This is a genomic window from Candidatus Avelusimicrobium sp., assembly GCF_051874775.1.
GTDB lineage: Bacteria > Elusimicrobiota > Elusimicrobia > Elusimicrobiales > Elusimicrobiaceae > Avelusimicrobium.
The window spans coordinates 77,683-94,864 of the sequence record NZ_JBJEGE010000034.1 but is presented as its reverse complement, the minus strand read 5'-3'; the positions used below and the strand labels follow the sequence as shown (position 1 = coordinate 94,864).

16 protein-coding genes, 1 tRNA gene and 1 riboswitch are annotated in these 17,182 nt (G+C 43.2%); of the genes, 8 read left to right on the top strand and 9 right to left on the bottom strand.

Annotated elements, in window-relative coordinates; translation table 11 throughout:
* Positions 1 to 93: 93 nt before the first annotated feature.
* Positions 94 to 192, bottom strand: a riboswitch (SAM riboswitch).
* Positions 193 to 235: 43 nt separating this feature from the next.
* The gene (locus tag ACI351_RS07600) at positions 236 to 691 is read right to left on the bottom strand and encodes a hypothetical protein (protein ID WP_439734644.1); all 456 of its coding nucleotides are present in this window, start codon (positions 689 to 691) and stop codon (positions 236 to 238) included.
* A 104-nt stretch (positions 692 to 795) separates the two neighbouring features.
* On the opposite strand from ACI351_RS07600, the gene ACI351_RS07595 reads away from it, so the two are divergent.
* From ACI351_RS07595 to ACI351_RS07570, 6 genes are read left to right on the top strand one after another with little or no spacing between them, the layout of a single operon-like run.
* Positions 796 to 1,476, top strand: coding sequence for a hypothetical protein (locus ACI351_RS07595; protein WP_439734643.1), 681 nt, complete (start codon positions 796 to 798; stop codon positions 1,474 to 1,476).
* Positions 1,477 to 1,522: 46 nt separating this feature from the next.
* Positions 1,523 to 1,906, top strand: a complete 384-nt coding sequence (locus tag ACI351_RS07590) for a DUF2924 domain-containing protein (protein WP_439734642.1) — start codon at positions 1,523 to 1,525, stop codon at positions 1,904 to 1,906.
* On the top strand, positions 1,903 to 3,537 hold the full coding sequence (locus ACI351_RS07585; protein WP_439734641.1) for a recombinase family protein: 1,635 nt from the start codon (positions 1,903 to 1,905) through the stop codon (positions 3,535 to 3,537). Before ACI351_RS07590 ends, ACI351_RS07585 begins: the two co-directional genes overlap by 4 nt.
* Before the next feature lie 48 nt (positions 3,538 to 3,585).
* Positions 3,586 to 4,758 carry a hypothetical protein gene (locus tag ACI351_RS07580; protein ID WP_439734640.1) on the top strand — a complete coding sequence of 391 codons (1,173 nt, stop codon included), beginning with the start codon at positions 3,586 to 3,588 and terminating at the stop codon, positions 4,756 to 4,758.
* Complete coding sequence (locus ACI351_RS07575; RefSeq protein ID WP_439734639.1) at positions 4,742 to 5,266, top strand: three component ABC system middle component; 525 nt, start codon at positions 4,742 to 4,744, stop codon at positions 5,264 to 5,266. Before ACI351_RS07580 ends, ACI351_RS07575 begins: the two co-directional genes overlap by 17 nt.
* Positions 5,266 to 7,185 (top strand): DUF3732 domain-containing protein, encoded by a 1,920-nt coding sequence (locus tag ACI351_RS07570; RefSeq protein ID WP_439734638.1) that lies wholly within the window; start codon positions 5,266 to 5,268, stop codon positions 7,183 to 7,185. Before ACI351_RS07575 ends, ACI351_RS07570 begins: the two co-directional genes overlap by 1 nt.
* Positions 7,186 to 7,415: 230 nt before the next feature.
* Here ACI351_RS07570 and ACI351_RS07565 read toward each other — a convergent pair.
* The 3 genes from ACI351_RS07565 to ACI351_RS07555 all read right to left on the bottom strand — a co-directional run bounded on the left by ACI351_RS07565 (position 7,416) and on the right by ACI351_RS07555 (position 9,196).
* Positions 7,416 to 7,490, bottom strand: a tRNA-Asp gene (locus tag ACI351_RS07565).
* Between the two features lie 91 nt (positions 7,491 to 7,581).
* Complete coding sequence (gene murB, locus ACI351_RS07560) at positions 7,582 to 8,481, bottom strand: UDP-N-acetylmuramate dehydrogenase (protein ID WP_439734637.1); 900 nt, start codon at positions 8,479 to 8,481, stop codon at positions 7,582 to 7,584.
* A gap of 13 nt (positions 8,482 to 8,494) precedes the next feature.
* Positions 8,495 to 9,196, bottom strand: a complete 702-nt coding sequence (locus ACI351_RS07555; protein WP_439734636.1) for a hypothetical protein — start codon at positions 9,194 to 9,196, stop codon at positions 8,495 to 8,497.
* 104 nt (positions 9,197 to 9,300) lie between these two features.
* On the opposite strand from ACI351_RS07555, the gene ACI351_RS07550 reads away from it, so the two are divergent.
* Both ACI351_RS07550 and ACI351_RS07545 read left to right on the top strand, forming a co-directional pair.
* Positions 9,301 to 10,848, top strand: a complete 1,548-nt coding sequence (locus tag ACI351_RS07550; protein ID WP_439734635.1) for an alpha-D-glucose phosphate-specific phosphoglucomutase — start codon at positions 9,301 to 9,303, stop codon at positions 10,846 to 10,848.
* A gap of 93 nt (positions 10,849 to 10,941) precedes the next feature.
* The gene (locus ACI351_RS07545; RefSeq protein ID WP_439734634.1) at positions 10,942 to 11,637 is read left to right on the top strand and encodes a glycerophosphodiester phosphodiesterase; all 696 of its coding nucleotides are present in this window, start codon (positions 10,942 to 10,944) and stop codon (positions 11,635 to 11,637) included.
* A 94-nt stretch (positions 11,638 to 11,731) separates the two neighbouring features.
* Here ACI351_RS07545 and ACI351_RS07540 read toward each other — a convergent pair whose 3' ends face one another.
* From ACI351_RS07540 to ACI351_RS07520, 5 genes are all read right to left on the bottom strand, one after another.
* Positions 11,732 to 12,148 carry a hypothetical protein gene (locus ACI351_RS07540; protein WP_439734633.1) on the bottom strand — a complete coding sequence of 139 codons (417 nt, stop codon included), beginning with the start codon at positions 12,146 to 12,148 and terminating at the stop codon, positions 11,732 to 11,734.
* A gap of 10 nt (positions 12,149 to 12,158) precedes the next feature.
* Complete coding sequence (locus tag ACI351_RS07535) at positions 12,159 to 13,025, bottom strand: bifunctional 5,10-methylenetetrahydrofolate dehydrogenase/5,10-methenyltetrahydrofolate cyclohydrolase (protein ID WP_439734632.1); 867 nt, start codon at positions 13,023 to 13,025, stop codon at positions 12,159 to 12,161.
* A gap of 323 nt (positions 13,026 to 13,348) precedes the next feature.
* Positions 13,349 to 15,178: a translation elongation factor 4 gene (gene lepA, locus ACI351_RS07530; RefSeq protein WP_439734631.1), complete on the bottom strand. Its 1,830-nt coding sequence runs from the start codon at positions 15,176 to 15,178 to the stop codon at positions 13,349 to 13,351.
* Entirely contained in the window at positions 15,165 to 16,907 is a 1,743-nt protein-coding gene (ptsP, locus tag ACI351_RS07525; RefSeq protein WP_439734630.1) for a phosphoenolpyruvate--protein phosphotransferase, read from the bottom strand. The genes lepA and ptsP overlap by 14 nt, the downstream gene beginning before the upstream one ends.
* Entirely contained in the window at positions 16,907 to 17,176 is a 270-nt protein-coding gene (locus ACI351_RS07520; RefSeq protein WP_439734629.1) for an HPr family phosphocarrier protein, read from the bottom strand. Before ACI351_RS07520 ends, ptsP begins: the two co-directional genes overlap by 1 nt.
* Positions 17,177 to 17,182: the final 6 nt, after the last annotated feature.

Below are 17,182 nucleotides of genomic sequence, written 5' to 3'. Positions count from 1 at the left end.
AAGTCAGGGTCATTAACAACAAAGTTTGAGGTCATACAAATACTCCATAAGGTAAATTCCATAGGAGTATAATAAGAAAACCCATTGTAAAAATGACCTTTGAACAGAAGCCATCTTTCAAGCATTAGCACCTTGCCTAGGCAGGTTGCTGTGTAGTCCTTGGGCTTGCCCCTCGTACACTCTCTATGGTAATTATAGTCTAGTAAAAGCAAACGACGACGTATTGTCGCGCTTTTTATTGTTTAGGGTTCTGTGCGGGGGCAAACATAAATCCAGTTTTGTCTAAATCCTCGCTCCACGAATAACCCGGTATAAGCATATCCTTACAGTTATCTTTTGTTTGGGCTGTCTTATACAGCAAAGAGTGAAAAAAGTGTTTTAAGTATTTTTCTGCTTTTTCATAGTATTCTGGGTGCTCTTGTGCAAGGGAACATAAGAAACTGATATCCTTTTGTTCGGTAAGATATAAGTGTAAACAATCAATGTAGCATTTTTTTATTTTGCACTGAAATTCTTCCGGGAATCTAATTCCTTTTAGGCGGTGTCCAAAGTTTTTGCGGAAATAATCGGTAGTAATGATTCTTTTGGAAGAGATGTATTTGAAGAGAAAAACTTCAAGCTTTTCTCTCTCCTGCTGTTCGTTTAACTCTGTTTTAGGCGCTGGTGCCATATAGTTTAAAATTATCTTCATAATTAGGTTCCTTGTGATTAAAATTGGGGTATATATAGTGTATTTAAATGGTCCGACAAGGTGTTGTCGCATTGTTTTTATATTATGTAAAAAAGGAGAAAACGATGGCGGAATATAAACCTATTGAAGTGTGGAAGCGCAGTAAAGAAGACGAAGATGTGCAATTAGAGGCCCTTTTTGATGCGTTGTATGCGGCTAAAAAAGTAACTGAGGATGATTTGTTTATCTATTTGAGTAACAAAAATACGAGAAATAGAGGATATATTTATCCAAAGCGGGAAGCTGTGCATCACTTTATGCGTTATCAACTTATCTATGAAGCAGAGTCGTTTTTGGGTAAAATGAATTGTTGTAATCATAGCCCGATTGATTTGGCTAATCAAATTTATGAACGTGTTTTAAAAGCTATTGAACACGAAGATGAGGGGGTAGCATTTTATACATGTATGGGTGCTCCGGCTGTGATGGGTACGATTGTATGTATGGGCAAAATGCAAGACGGAAAGTATATAACTAACCCTACGGAGGGTGCGCCGCGCCAATTGGTGGACAAACTAACTCCCAATGATATTCTGATGTTTTTAACTAAATACGGTAAATGGTTCAAGGACCCGCTTTTGATGTTTGGTGTATGGCGCACCTATCCTGCAAGTAGTGCCGCGGATTACGGGCCTTGGATGATGTGCTTATGTCACCATTTGGGCACAGGGCGGCGGGAAGATTATTACGAATATGCTTTTGATGCCGGGCTAGATGCTATTGACTATATTGGTACTGAATTTTAACTTGACTTCCTTGGCGTTATAAGCGGTAATGTGTATAGGAGAGAATATGCAAAACTATACACATTTAACCACGCGGAAATTAGAGTTAAAATGGCTGGAGTTAATAGGCCGGCCTGTACCATCAATCGGGCGAAGTTTGATTATTAAATACTTGTTATGGTATGAACAAGCCAAGCGTGAGAAGATTTTTCCGCTTGGCTTTTTTCATGAAGTGGCCCAAGCTGCCAAAACTACCGATAAACGCCCAAAAGCTACTCTTGAGATAGGTTCAAAACTAATCCGTTCCTACCAAGGGCTTAAATACGAAGTAGAAATCGTTGCCAATGGGTATCTATATGAGAATACACTCTACAAAAGTCTATCCGGTGTAGCCAAAGCTATCACAGGTAAGAGTTGGAACGGAAATGTATTCTTTGGAGTGAAGAAATGAATGATAAAAAAATACGTTGTGCAATCTATACGCGCAAATCAACGGAAGAAGGCTTAGAGCAAGAGTTTAATAGTTTACAAGCTCAACGAGAAGCGTGTGAGGCGTATATTAAAAGCCAAAAGCACGAGAATTGGCAGTTGTTACCTACCGAATATGATGATGGCGGGTATTCAGGCGGCAATATGGAAAGGCCGGCCCTAAAACGACTACTCCAAGATGTTCAAAACGGTCTTGTTGATATTATCGTTGTTTACAAAATAGACCGTTTAACCCGCAGTTTAATGGACTTTAGCAAGATAGTAGAAGTATTAGATAAACATAAGGCCTCGTTTGTATCTATTACCCAACATTTTAACACCACTACCAGTATGGGGCGGCTCACATTAAATATGATACTTTCATTTGCCCAATTTGAGCAGGAAGTGACGGGGGAGCGTATTCGGGATAAGATTAGCGTAAGTAAGAAAAAAGGTATGTGGATGGGTGGTAAACCGCCATTAGGGTATTATCGTAAAGATAAAAAGATATATCCGGATGAAGAAAAGGCAAAACTCGTTACTAGCATATTCCAAAAGTATGTAGTCCTTAAAAGCACCACACTTCTAAAAGATTGGCTCGCGGAACAAGGGTACAATATATCCGTAGGGAACTTAAACTGTATTTTGCGCAATAAAGCCTATATTGGATTAGTAGGCCATAAAGGTACTTGGTACCAGGGAGAGCACCAAGGGATCATAGATAAATCTTTATTTGAACAGGTCCAAACAGTAATGGCCAATAATCGCATTAACCGCCAACATTATGACCCTAGTAAAAGTCTCTTAGCCGGTAAGTTGTATGACGATAAAGATAATGCCATGAGCCCGAGTTGGAGCACAGGCAGTGGCGGTAAGAAATATCGCTATTATGTCAGCCAAGCACTTATCCGTAAAGAACCGGGTAAGGTGGGGAAGGTCAATAAGGTATCTCTCCCAAAGTTAGAGCAATTTATAGATAATTGGTTTAGTGAGTTTTTGAAGGATAAAACAAAAATATATCCGTATATCCAACAGTTTGGAGTAAGTAAGCAAAAGGAAGTTATTAAACGACTACCGTCATATCCGATAACACGGGATGTAGAAAAATCACTCATTAAACGCGTGCAGTTGCACTTCAACAAGATAGAAATCACGCTATATCAAGAGCAAGTTATGGAGTTATTAAATGCCATTTATGAGAATAGAGAAATGAGTTTGCTTAAACCTGAGAAACTAAAAAATGAAACCACTTATACGGAAGCATATCGTATAGGAACGGTAGCTAATGGGGCCAAAGTTATAGTAGGCCAATTTGTCAAGCCTACAAAACAACCCAACAAAGAACTTATCAAAATCTTAAATCAAGCATGCGCTTGGCACCAAAAAATATTAGATGGAAAAACTACCCAAGAAATAGCCAATAGAGAAAAAGTATGTGTGCAATATGTGCGCAGGATCCTCAATTTGAGTTTTTTATCCCCTAAGATCGTACGGGCTATCCTAAACGGCACCCAACCAGCCGATTGCACACTCAAAAAATTGCTCTCAATAAAAGTCTCAAATTGGCAAGAACAAGAGCAACTTTTTACAAAAGTATTATATACTTCTAAATAATTATCAATTATTAGTTGTAAATAATTAGTTTTTAGCTATAATATATGTATGGAAAAATCAGCGAATGAAAAAGTGGATTCTTTTCTTGGATATTTTGTGGAAGCTCCTAGAGCGTTGTATCACATCATATCGGACGCCTCGGTTGCAAAAGTACAGATAGAACATTTGGACGATGTGTCTGTGTTTGATTACGATAATAAAATCAAAAAAATGGAGCAGATAAAATATAAATCTCCTTGTAATTTCACTGATCATTCGAAGGATTTATGGAATACATTATATAATTGGTTTACTGTGATTAGTAATAAAAGAGAACTGTTGAGACCTGATACGAAGTTTGTTATTTATACATGGAACAAATGTAAGATCGGTCCTTTGGCAAATGATTTTTTAAATATTAAAAAAAATAACAATTTTGATCAAATCTGGGAAAAGCAAGAAAAGTATTTTAAAACCGAGTCTCATTCTGATGAAATCAAAAGATATTTTGAAGTTATGAATAAAGATAAGGACTTGGTTAAGTTAATTTTAACTTCTTTTTATATTGAACAGCCTAATACTACATCTTCGGAAGATTTTGAGAAGTTGCTAGAACAACAATATGGCGAATTATTTCATCCTGTTCGGGCCTTTAATATTCATATCAAGGGATGTTTCGGCCTGGTTCTAGAGAATCCTGAGTTGAAAGAGGCCAAGTTAATTGAATTTACAAGAGAACAGTTCGATTTTTATAAGGATAGATATAATCGTGTAAAAACTTATCATTTCCCAGATATTGCAGATGTGGATCCCAGTAAAGTGAAGAGCCTAGAAAAGTCTTTGATGGCCAAGCAATTGGAAGAGATAGGACTCGAAGGCTCTATAGAAAATGCAATCATAGATTGTGTCGCTTGGGATGCATTATGTATCGATTGCTTAATGAACGGATATCTCAGTGCTCTAGAGATTAGGAAGATATATGATGAAGCAAAGGCAGAATGGATAGAACATAAAAATTATTTGGCAAGGAAGAATCAGAGATATGATGGAGCAGAATTATATGAGAGATGCTGCCGAGAGAAAATGCGACCAAAATCTTTACTAATTCAAGGATCAGAGAAAAGGGTAACAAGGGGTATCTATAATAATATGGCCAACAAGCATGTGAACGATAGACATTCAGTTGGCTGGCATTATAAATATCAAGAAAAATTTAAAGATTTTTATGAAAAAGATATATAAACAATATTGTAATGATATACAAAATCCTGCATTGGGAGCATTCCTAATATATACATTTGCAAATCTTTTTTATAAGAGAAAAAAAGATTATGTCAGTTTGCTTGATATTTTTATATTTATTCCTTTGATAATGGTCAAAGAAACGCGAGAAATTTTATATTTCTTAGATGCTAACGGTAAATCTTATAAGACTACTAAGATCAGCAAATTTTATGAAAAAATTGGGTACATTGGTAAACTCAATAGCAATCTGACATTAGGGACTATAAACGGCGTGATAATAAGATTTCGAGAATTTATCATGACATCGATTGTTTTTGCTATAGATACGAAGTTGATAGAACTTACTTCAAAGGGGTATATAAAGCCGCGTAATATTATATTTCCTAGTTGTAACTTAAATAAAGAATTAAGCACTCTTGAGGGAGCCGTGGCTGTACTGGCTAAAATTTATGCTGATGATACTGATCTTAATAAAGCTGTGAAAAATTTGGAGATTGTTTTATAATGAAAAATATGCAAATAGAAAGTATTATTATTTGGGCTAAAAACCCAAATTTAAAGCCTAGGATCTTAACATTTTCAACAGGCAAAATTAATATTATTCATGGGCTTTCTCAAACAGGTAAATCTGCAATCATTCCGATAATTGATTATTGTTTGGGAAGTACGCAGAATAAAATTCCGGTTGGACTCATCCGTGACTTCTCTGCTTACTTTGGGATCGTATTAAATGTTTCAGGAACTAAAGTGTTATTGGCTCGAGAAAATCTTGATGAGTCAAGCAGGAAGATAATTGTTTTGGAAGACATGCAGACAATACCTGAACATTTAGATATGACCAAGGAGCAATCCATTGATGAATTTAAAATTAATTTTAATAAAATAATGGGTGTTCCATTCTGCGAACCTAAATATTCAATGGGAATAAGAAATGCACGATTAAGTTTCAGAGATTTGGTAACATTTAATTTTCAACCACAGTATATAGTGGCTAATCCGAATTGTTTGTTATATAAAATGGATGTTTCAAAATATAAGAAGTTGATGCTACCTGTTTTTAATCTTGTTATTGGGGCCGAAACTCCTGAAAATATTGAAAACAATGCTAAAGCAGAGGAATTGAAGAAACGACTAGAAGAATTGCAAAAGAACGATGAAAATTATAGAAAAAGCAAGGAGCGGCAATTGACGAGGGCCACTTCAATTATTGCGCAAGCTATTAAATATGGATTAGTAGATAAAAAATATACAGAGAACATAAAAGACATTAGAGATTATAAAAATATTTTACAGATTATTTCCAAAAAGACAATTAGAGATTTGGCGCCTAATCTAGCACAAGCAGATTCTATTAGCGATTTATTAAATGATCTGAACAAAGAAATTACGCCGCTCAATAATAGACTGATTTCTCTTCAAACGCAGAAAGAATATATCGAAAAACTAATACAATTATTAAGAGATCGCAATCAAAAACAAGCAATCAGAAAAGATCGGTTAGAAATAGTAGAGTTTATTCGGGCTTTTTGTGAAAAAAATGTTGAAGAGGTATCTTGTATAGGGGATGTGGAAGAATTATGCTCTAATTTGGCGAATATTACGAAAAATTTAAATCAAACATTGAGACCAGAAATTTCTTTATATACTAAAAAACTGATGGATATCGATAGAGAAATACAAACTATCTCTTTGCAGATTGAACAAGTGAAACATAAAATCTTGGAGATAACAAAAATTAAAAAAGAGAAAGATATAGTTGAAACAATATATGAAGATATAATAATTAAATCCAAATTGTTATTAGATTTAGCAAATTCCAAGGATGAGAACTTATTGGCTGATATCAATAAAGTACAAGCAGAGATAAATACAATACAGGTTAACGATGTAAGAAGGCAGTATAAAGAGTGCATGGATAATATTATTAAACATGGACAAAAATATCTTCCTGATATTAAGGAATTTCATTACATTTCGCAATTTGTCAAAGACGACATGACCATAAAAGTTAAGAAAGAAGAATCGGATGAGATGGATTTCTATTTATGGGAAACGGGAAGTGGTTCCAATTGGGTTGCGTTTCATATAGGAGTTCTTTTGGGATTCCATTTTCATTTTTTAGAGCGGGAATTGCCCATGCTTAATTTTGTAATATATGACCAACCTAGCCAGGTCTATTTTCCACAAAAACTTTTTACCAAAGATAACAATATGAATAGCGGTAGTGATGTTGAACAAGTAAAAAAAATATTTAAAACATTTGAAGATGCCGCTAGAGACGCAAAAGGAAATTTGCAAATCATTGTTTCTGATCATGCTGGGGAGTCAATATGGGGGAATATCCCTGATAAATATAAACATATTGTGGCAAATTGGAGTGATGGTGAAGCCTTGATTCCAAAATCGTGGTATGATGCCAAATAAAAATTCAGTGGTTTGATTTGTAAAACATTTATTGTTAATCCTCTTAGTTAGAGCTTAGATACAAGGGACAAGGACAACTTCCTGCTTAACCTTGTCAGCATAAAAACAAAAGATTTACCACAATTCGCAAAAACTTGCCAAAATTCTCATGCTGAAAGTCGCGCATAAAAAAATCCCCGTCGGGCTTTTGCCTCAACGGGGATTTATGCTAATTATTCAAAACTAAAATACGGAGCCGACGAGATTCGAACTCGCGGTCTCTGCCTTGACAGGGCAGCGTGTTAACCAGGCTACACCACGGCTCCATTCACTTCTCAAATTCTTTCGTACTTATATTTTAACTTAAATTAATAGGGTACGTCAACAAATTTTAAAAATCTTTTTCCCGCGGGGCAATTACTCAAATTCACCCCATAAAATTTGTTCCAGTTCCAACTCCACGCCGTGTTTTTCTTTTACTTTTTGGCGAACTTCATCCATCAGCGTTTTGACGTCCTCCGGCGTGGCTCGGTTGAAATTGACGATAAACCCCGCGTGTTTTTCGGACACTTTCGCTCCGCCGACGGACAGCCCGCGCAGGCCCGTGTCGTCAATCAGGCGCGAAGCGTAATCCCCTTCCGGCCGTTTAAATACGCTTCCGGCGGACGGATATTCAAGCGGTTGTTTTTCAATGCGTTTGTGCAAAACGGAGTTGCGCGTGGCGATAAGCTGCGTAAAGTCGCCTTTCGTCAGCTTGAACGAGGCCGACAATACAATATAATTTTCAATTCCTTCCACTTTGCGGTAGGCATATTTTAAATCTTCTTTTAAAAGCGTGGCGGGGCGTCCTTCAAAATTGATGACATCAAAATATTCCAAACAGTCAAACGTCTCCTGCCCGAATGCGCCGGCATTCATATATACGGCGCCGCCGACGCTGCCCGGTATGCCGGAAAGTTTTTCCATTCCTGCCAGGCCTGCTTCGCAGGCCAGTTCGCATACTTTGTCCAAGGCTGTGCCGGCTTGAGCTTTGATGTGTTCCCCTTCTACGGTTACGCCGTCCATCCGTTTGGTGGAACAAACGATTCCTCCCACGCCTTTGCCGCCTACTAAAATATTGGAACCAAAACCAATAATGCGCAGCGGTATGTTTTCCGCCTGCGCGAGCTTTAAAACAAAACTCCATTCTTCCGGCGTTTTGGGATAAACATACACTTCCGCCGGACCACCGGTACGGTAGGTAGTATGCCGTTCCATCGGTTCGTCAAACAGGCAGTTGTCTGCAAAGAAATTTTTGAGTTCCGTTTTATAGCTCATATATATTGAGAAATTAGAAATTTAAGCCTACCCCGCCCTGAAAGCCGTCGTTTCCGGCGGTTTTGGTGTAGGAGGCAAACACGTATACAAACGGGAACGGTTTAAAATTGACCCCTGCGGTATAGCGGACGGCACCGTCGGAAGAAGAACGGTTGTGGGAAAACCCGCGTGTTTCAATTTCGCCGTAATCGTAACCGATCCCCACATAGGGCGTTAAGAACAATACATTCATAGACGCCGAAGCGGAAGCGGAATAGTGATCCTGCGTGTACCATTCGGTTTTGGCGCGGTCGTAAAACGCGCCAAGCGCAAAGTGTACGGTGTCCAGTACGGAAAAATTATATTTAAGCCCGCCGCCCAACGATTCCAAACCGTTCATATCCGTGCCGCGCACGACGACACCAAGCCCCACTACGGGGATTGTGGTTTCGGCGGATAAAAAGCCGGTATAGATGTAATCTTCGGAAGAAATGTTATTGCTGGAGGAAGGCTTGACGGCGGTCATTGTGGCGCCGATGTCGAACCCGGGGAAAGTGGTGCCTCGTCCGGTGTGAAAATCGGCGATACCGATTAACGCGTTAAGGTCTTTGTTATAAGCGGACAAATCGGAATTATGGTTAAAGTGGCTGCGAAAGTCGTCCGCAATATTATTGGACGCCTTTGCAAAAGGCACAAAAGCGAAAAAGGCAAAAATCAAAACGAATACTTTTTTCATAGGGGCTCCCGTTGTGCAATTTTAAGATATATAATATGATAGAAAAAGACGGGCGCTTGTGCAACCCGCAGGCGCAAAATGATGGCAAAAGGAGATTTTGATATATGGTAAGCGAACTTGCCGGTACTTTAACAAAGACAAAAATTAATACGGAAGCTTTAAAGAAAGAATTTTTTAATCCTTCTTCCGCGCCTGCGGCGGTAAAATTTGGTACGTCCGGCCACCGTGGTCAACTGGGCGCAGGTTTTTGTGCGCTGCATGCCCGCGCGATTGCGCAGGCCGTGGCGCGGCTGCATAAAGAGCGCAATATCAACGGTCCGGTTTTAGTCGGAGGGGATACTCGCTTGATGTCGCGCGATACGGCCCGCCTGTGTGCCGAGGTGCTTACCGGAAACGGCCTTGCCGTCATTCTGCCTGATATGCCTTTGCCTACGCCCGTATTTTCGTTTGAAATCATCAGCGGCCGCGCCAGTGCGTGTTTGAACGGCACCGCCAGCCATAATCCGCCGCAGGATATGGGGCTTAAATATAATCCGCAAAACGGCGGTCCGGCGGATGCGTCGCTTACATCTTTGATTGAAAAATATGCCAACGAATATATGGCTCGTCCGGAAGAAATCAAATCGCTTCCGCTGGACGAAGCGCGTAAACAAGGCCTTGTGCGCGATGCCGACGTGGTAACCCCGTATGTGGACGCGCTGGCGCGGTTTGTGGATTTTAAAAAAATATCTGCATCGCCGCTTAAATTTGCCGTTCACCCGCTTGGCGGAAGCAGCTTGGCATTTTACAAGGCTATTAAAGAAAAATACCATTTGGATAATATGGATATCGTCAGCGAAGTTCAGGACCCCACATTCTATTTTATTCCGATAGACCACGACGGAAAAATCCGTATGGATCCGTCGTCCAAATACCCGATGTCTCCGCTAATTAAGTTTGTTGAGGACGGTACGTACGATTTTGCCGGTGCCAGCGATCCGGACGCCGACCGCTTCGGCTGCGCCACCAAAAAAGGCGGACTGATTCCGCCCAACCACGCGCTGTGCGTAATGGCAGATTATTTGTACCGCCATCATAAAGTACGCGACGCTTATTCCATTGGCCGCACGCTGGGCACGACGGCCTTGTTAGACCGTATTGCGGCCGGACTTGGATTAAAACTGGACGAAGTAAATGTGGGTTTTAAATACTTTGTGGAAGGCATTATCAAGCGCAAATACGTGCTTGCGGGCGAGGAAAGTGCCGGAATGTCCGTTAGCGGTTGGACGCCGGAAAAAGACGGTATTTTAGCCGTGTGTCTGCTGATGGAAATTATGGCCGTAGAGGGAGATATCGCTGATTTGTACGACCGCCTTACGGCAGAGTACGGAAAGCCGTATTATACGCGGGTGGATGTGCCGACCGATGAGGAAACCAAAAAACGCATTAAAAGTTTGAAAGCGGCGGATTTTGAAAATCTGCACCAAGTGGCGGGCGAACGCGTGACCCGTGTGCGCGATACGGATGGAATTAAAGTGTACCTGCAAAGTTCGTGGTTTTTAGTACGTCCGTCAGGTACGGAGAATATTGTAAAAATCTATGCAGAAACGTTCGTCGGCGAAAAACACTTAAATGCGCTGATTGAAGCCGCCAAAGCATTGCTGTTAAAATAACCTTGTATTTTGAAACGCCAACCAACGGGCGGGGGATATCCTGCCCGTTGGTTTTGGCTTGCGGTCGTACGTTTATTTTTTTATACTGCAAGTATGATTTATTTTGCCCATCGCGGTGCGTCCGCCGAAGCCGTTCAAAATACTGTTCCCGCCTTTCGGCGCGCACAGAAGTTAGGAGCCTCCTGTTACGAATTAGATGTACACCTTACGCAAGACGGCGTTTTGGTGGTTCATCACGACTATTCCCTTTTATCCACCGCCGGCGCGGACGTGCAAATTAAAGATTTGACGTTTGCCGAACTCCAAATGTATCCGCTTCAAAACGCGTTTAATAACGAGCGGGTTTTTGTTCCGCGTTTAAAAGACGTGCTGCCCGTTATTGCGTCCGGCTTGGAAACGGTCAATATAGAACTGAAAAACGATGGGAACGTGTACGGCGGACTGGAAGAAAAACTGCTGGCTCTTTTGCAAAACGATTTTCCCAAAATACTGCCCCAAACGCTTTTTTCCAGTTTTGATTATGGTATGCTGGTCCGTTTGCGCGCGCTGGATAGAAACGCACGTATTGGGCTGCTGACGCGCGCGTTTGACGTTTCCGCCGCGCAAACGTTGGGGGCGGAAAGCGTGCACTTAAATCACACGCGTTTTACGCCGCAGATTGCCCGCGTATGCCGCGAACACGGATTGAAAATTTATCTGTATACGGTCAACGATATGGAGCAAGCCGCGCGTTTGGCGGAGGAAGGGGCTGACGGTATTTTTACGGATAAAATCGGAATGTTTTTGTAACTTGTGGCGCGCCAAAACATCTTTTGCCGTGCTCCGGTCGTTTTTACCATATACAAAACCCCCGTTCTGTCGGACGGGGGTTTTGTATTCGTGATTAATAGTCGTAACTGTAAGCGTTGCTGTCCTGCGAGGCGCTTTCTTCTGCTTCGCCGCCGCCCTGCATACCGTAGTATTCTTCGGGCGTATAGCGTTTGGGTTTCTGCCAAAGGCGTTTTTCTTTCTTATAGTCGGCTTCGCTAGGTTGGCCGGGGACTTTGGGCTGTTGACGGTCGTCAAAGAAATAAATGGTTTTATCTTCTTCCGGTCCGACATTAAAAATATATTCCGACTCCACAAGCGGTGCGGTTTCCCGCCGTTCAAGTGCAGCCGTCGGAGAGAGGTCGTCCAGATAGTCCTGTTCGGTTAGATAGATTTTGCGGTTATATTTTTCTCTTTTTTGGGCATTGGTGTTGCAAGCGGAGAGAATGCCCGCGCACAGCAGTAATACCAGCAGTTTAGAAATTGTTTTCATACCGTTCTCCTTATAATTTCCTTTCCCCAGATAATATAATGTTTTCAAGCAGTACCGCAAGCGTTACCGGCCCTACGCCTCCGGGAACGGGCGAATAAGATACGCCGTGTGCCTCTAATTCTTCTGGCGACGCATCTCCGCACAAGCGGTTAGTTTTTTCATCCCAGTTGGTGGAGATATCGGCCACGTATGAGCCGGTTTTTAACCATTCCGCACGCAAAAGACCGGTTTTGCCTGCGGCTGAGCAGATGAGGTCTGCGTCTGTTAGCGCGCGCGGCAAATCGGTGTGGGTATGACAGATTTTTACTGTGGCGTTTTGGCACGTTAAAAGATGCGCCAGCGGACGCCCCACAGTAATGGAACGGCCAATAACGGCGGCTTCTATTCCCTCCAGTTTCACGCCGTGAAACAAAAGCAGCCGGATAACCGCCATTGCCGTGCTGGAGACAAAGCAAGGCAGCGCCAAAACTTCCGCCCACGTTTTGCATAAAAAGAGATTGCCCATATTGACGTTGGACATTCCGTCAATATCTTTTTGCGGAGCGATTTTGTCGGCAAAGTTGGTGGCAGCCAAGTGCGCCGGAAGCGGCCGCGGAATTAAAATAGCGTCCACGGAATCGTCGGCAGATAATTTTTCCACCAAGGCCAGAAAATCGGCCGCGGGTGTTTGGCGGTTTACTTCAAAAATTTCTGTTTCTATGCCTGTTTTTTGAGCAGCTTCGGTTTCTTTTTTTAGGTACAGGTGCGCTCCATAGTCATCGGTGGAACCGATGGCGCACAGTTTAATGGCGCGGCCCAATTTTCGGCGAACGGCCTCCGCCCTTTGGGGGAGGGTTTGGCGGATTTGGGCGGCTAGGGTGCGTCCTTCTAAAATCATATAATCTATTTTAGCAAATTAGCGGCACGTCTTGCGGGATAGCGTTCCGTTTTGCGGACTGTGGATTGTAGTTCGCCGGTTGACTAATATAGTACCAATCTTGTGACGGAGGGTTCCGTGTTAGTGAGACAAAAACAAGAGGGAACAAAAATTTGTTCCCTCTTGCAGAAAGTTGCGTCAATGACATGGCCCTATCCGAGGCAGAACCGTTGACCTTGCAGGCAGCAACTTGTCCGCCGCTCCCATACTTGGCAACATTACTTAAACAGTGTGGCTCAACTAATCAGAAGTCGCTCTCTGGAATTGGGAGGGGCGGCTCGCCCCTATTCTTCGTCGATTTTCAGCATAGCCACAAAGGCTTCCTGCGGAATGTTCAGACTGCCGATGGACTTCATGCGCTTTTTCCCTTCTTTCTGCTTCTCTAAGAGTTTGCGTTTACGCGTAATATCGCCGCCGTAACACTTGGCGATAACGTCCTTGCGGAAAGCGGGAATGGTTTCGCGCGCAATCACCTTGCCGTTGATAGCGGCCTGTACGGCCACCTCAAACTGTTGGCGTCCGATAAGCTCTTTCAGTTTAGCGCACAGCGCGCGTCCCATCGTTTGTGCTTTGTCTTTGTGTACGACGACGGATAACGCGTCTACGGGCGTTCCGTGTAACAGAATTTCCATTAACACCACGTCGGAACTTCTGAAACCGGCCACTTCGTAGTCAAACGAGGCGTAGCCTTTTGATACGGATTTAAGCTTGTTGTAAAAATCGATGACCATTTCACCCATTGGCATTTCGTACTTAATAATCACGCGTTGGTTGGACAGGTGGTCCAAGTTCATAAATACACCGCGTTTTTCTTTTAAGAGGGTCATCACGCCGTCCATAAACTCCACGGGCGTTACGATAGTAATATGAATGACGGGTTCTTTAATGTCAATAATATCGCCGTGCGGGGGAAAGTTGGCCGGATTGTCTATAATTTTATACCCCGGGTCGTCCGGCGCATCCGGCAAGGCGGCCAGCTCCTGCGGGTGGGTTTTGCGCGGCGTAAATTTAACGTGATACACCACATTGGGGCTGGTTGCAATAAGCGACAAATTAAACTCACGCTCCAACCGTTCTTTTACGATTTCAATGTGCAAAATTCCCATAAATCCCAAACGGAACCCAAAGCCTAATGCTTTGGAAGTTTCGCTTTGGTAGTGGAAGGACGAGTCGGACAGGTTCAGCTTTTCCAGTGCTTTGCGCAATAGAGGAAAATCGGTGGTTTCCACAGGAAAGATACTGGCAAAAACAACGGGTTTCGCGTCCGCATAGCCTGCTAAAGCTGTTTCCGCGGGCCGTTCGGCCAGAGTAATGGTGTCGCCCACTTTTACTTGGTGAATGTCTTTAATTCCCGCCACTAAATATCCCACTTCTCCTGCGGAAAGCGTGTCGCATTTGTGGAGTTGTTTGGGTGTCATAAAACCGATTTCTTCGGTTTTGTACGACGCACCGGACGACATAAACCGAATGGTTTGGCCCGCTTTGACGGAGCCGTCCACAATGCGGATATACATAATAACTCCGCGAAAGGGATCATAGTAAGAATCAAAAATCAAGGCGCGCAGCGGCGCTTTTGGGTCTCCTTGCGGGGCGGGTACGTCCGAAATGATACGGTCTAGCAGGTGTTCTATCCCCATCCCCGTCTTTGCGCTGACGCGTTCGGCTTCAATCGGATCGTGCAGAATATCCCATAACTGTTCTTCCGAGGCATCCGCGTCGGATTGGGATAAATCAACTTTATTCATTACCGGGATAATTTTAAGACCCAAACTTTGCGCCAAATGCGCGTGCGCTACCGTCTGCGCTTCCACCCCTTGCGACGCGTCCACCAACAGCAGTACCCCTTCGCAGGCGCGCAGGGAACGGGCCACTTCGTAGGAAAAATCCACGTGGCCGGGGGTATCGATTAAGTTTAAGATGTAGTCTTTATATTGAATACGTACAGCTTTGGCTTTAATGGTAATACCGCGCTCACGCTCTAGGTCCATACCGTCTAGCAGCTGGGCCTGCATTTTACGTTTCGGTACAGTTCCGGTATCTTCCAGAATACGGTCCGAAAGGGTGGTTTTGCCGTGGTCGATATGCGCCACAATGGAAAAATTACGAATCTTCATTTTTATCGTTTTGCTCTATTAAATTGCGAATGTCCGCCGAACTGCCCATCAGCAGCGCCGCTTGGGCGAGGTCCAAGCAGTGTTCAAAATTGGAATTGCGGATGTTGTTTTTTACGCGCAAATACATACGTGGGGTGACGGATAATCCGTCCACGTGTAAGCCCAGCAAAATAGGCAGCATTTTGGCGTCTGATGCCAATTCTCCGCAGATGCTGACTTGTTTGCCTCGTTTGTGCGCCGTCTGTAAAATCAGGTTCAGCGTGCGCACGACCGCCGGATGACAAGGGTCGTACATGTGGGCGACTTCTTGGTTTACGCGGTCTACGGCTATTAAATATTGTATCAAGTCATTGGTGCCGATGGAAACAAAATCAAGATCTCCTATCATTCCGTCCAGCGCAATGGCGGCGGCAGGCACTTCAATCATTCCTCCCAAAGCAATTTTATTGACGGGTTTTTTGCCTTCGGCCTCAAACTCCGCGAGCGCTTGATTGAATGCTTCGCGCACGTGATGCACTTCTTCTACTGAAGAAATCATCGGAATCATAATTTTGACCTGTGCGGGAACTTCGCACGCTGTGCGGATAATCGCGCGCAGCTGGGTGTGCAGCAGTTCCGGATTTTTTAAAAATAACCGTATGCCTCGGCAGCCCATAAAAGGATTGGCGTCTTTATCCAATTCATCAACCGGAAAGTCGGGCATTTTATCCGCTCCCAAATCTGCCAGACGGATAATAACAGGCCGCATATCAAAACGTTTGGCTACAGCCAAATAGGTTTGATATTGTTCTTCTTCCGTGGGCGGAACGGATGTATTCATAAATAAAAATTCGGTGCGCAAGAGGCCTAAGCCGTCGGTAATTAATCGTTTGTTTTCTTTGTTGTCGGTGCGCGGATCGTAATTAACGAAAAGTTTTAACGGCCTTCCGTCCTGCGTAACGACGGGAAGGTGGTTAATCGTTTTAAGCAGGGCTTCCGTTTTTTTGATTTCGCGTTGGATTTTACGGTAGTTGGCAAGGGTGTATTTGTCCGGATTGATGACCAACAATCCGTTTTCTCCGTCGATAATCAGCGTGTCTCCCGCGCGGACGTCTTTGGACGCGGTGCCTAATGCAACGACCGCCGGCAGATTTAGACTTTGCGCCAAGAGCGCGGTATGGCTGGTTTTCCCGCCCGCGTCAGTGCAAAAACCCATTACTTGATTGGCTTGCAGATTGATGGTGTCGGATGGATATAAATTGTGCGCGACTAAAAGAGACGGTTTTTTGACAGACGCTAAAAATCCGTCTTTTTCTCCTTCCAAATTCTTCATTAACCGTTTGGCGACGTCAAAAATATCGTTGCGGCGTTCTTTAAAAAACGGGTCCTCTATTTTTTCAAACGACGCGGCCAGCTCCTGCAAAGTAAGCAAAATGGCGGCGTGTGCGGAGAGATGTTCTTCTTGGATTTTACGGGTAATGCCGCCGGTTAACGAGGGATCTTGCAAAATGAGTTTGTGCGTGGACATTAGGTTGGCATATTCGCTTCCCAATTCGGCCAGAACCTTCTGCTCGCAAGCGTCCAGCTCCGCCAACGTTTTTTGCATAGCGGTGTTTAACTTGCGGATTTCATTTTTGATTTCGGCGGGTTCCACATACTGTCGGGAAACGACAAAACTCTCATCCGGCAGTAACATTGCCGGCCCAATCGCTACTCCAGGGCTTGCGGCTACGCCTTTTAAAACCAGCATTAAAACTCCTCATTAAATTTGTCGTAGAATAATTTTTGGATAGCGTCAAACGCCGCTTGTTCGTCGTCTCCTTCTGTGCACAAATGCAGTTCGGATCCGTACTCCGCCGCTAGCATCATTACCCCCATAATGCTTTTGGCGTTTACGCTCACGCCGTCTTTGCTTAGGCGGATGTCACTTTTAAACCCTGCGGCTGTTTGCACAATTAGTGCGGCGGGTCTGGCGTGCAGACCCAAACGGTTGTTTATTTTAAGATTTTGTTCTATCACGTATAT

Excerpts from the sequence above, each read along its gene's own strand:
- ACI351_RS07600 (WP_439734644.1), bottom strand. The coding sequence starts at position 691 with ATGAAGATAATTTTAAACTATATGGCACCAGCGCCTAAAACAGAGTTA.
- ptsP (WP_439734630.1), bottom strand. The coding sequence starts at position 16,907 with ATGCTGGTTTTAAAAGGCGTAGCCGCAAGCCCTGGAGTAGCGATTGGG.
- ACI351_RS07575 (WP_439734639.1), top strand. The coding sequence starts at position 4,742 with ATGAAAAAGATATATAAACAATATTGTAATGATATACAAAATCCTGCA.
- ACI351_RS07590 (WP_439734642.1), top strand. The coding sequence starts at position 1,523 with ATGCAAAACTATACACATTTAACCACGCGGAAATTAGAGTTAAAATGG.
- ACI351_RS07570 (WP_439734638.1), top strand. The coding sequence starts at position 5,266 with ATGAAAAATATGCAAATAGAAAGTATTATTATTTGGGCTAAAAACCCA.
- murB (WP_439734637.1), bottom strand. The coding sequence starts at position 8,481 with ATGAGCTATAAAACGGAACTCAAAAATTTCTTTGCAGACAACTGCCTG.
- ACI351_RS07585 (WP_439734641.1), top strand. The coding sequence starts at position 1,903 with ATGAATGATAAAAAAATACGTTGTGCAATCTATACGCGCAAATCAACG.
- ACI351_RS07535 (WP_439734632.1), bottom strand. The coding sequence starts at position 13,025 with ATGATTTTAGAAGGACGCACCCTAGCCGCCCAAATCCGCCAAACCCTC.
- ACI351_RS07550 (WP_439734635.1), top strand. The coding sequence starts at position 9,301 with ATGGTAAGCGAACTTGCCGGTACTTTAACAAAGACAAAAATTAATACG.
- lepA (WP_439734631.1), bottom strand. The coding sequence starts at position 15,178 with ATGAAGATTCGTAATTTTTCCATTGTGGCGCATATCGACCACGGCAAA.
- ACI351_RS07595 (WP_439734643.1), top strand. The coding sequence starts at position 796 with ATGGCGGAATATAAACCTATTGAAGTGTGGAAGCGCAGTAAAGAAGAC.
- ACI351_RS07580 (WP_439734640.1), top strand. The coding sequence starts at position 3,586 with ATGGAAAAATCAGCGAATGAAAAAGTGGATTCTTTTCTTGGATATTTT.
- ACI351_RS07555 (WP_439734636.1), bottom strand. The coding sequence starts at position 9,196 with ATGAAAAAAGTATTCGTTTTGATTTTTGCCTTTTTCGCTTTTGTGCCT.
- ACI351_RS07540 (WP_439734633.1), bottom strand. The coding sequence starts at position 12,148 with ATGAAAACAATTTCTAAACTGCTGGTATTACTGCTGTGCGCGGGCATT.
- ACI351_RS07545 (WP_439734634.1), top strand. The coding sequence starts at position 10,942 with ATGATTTATTTTGCCCATCGCGGTGCGTCCGCCGAAGCCGTTCAAAAT.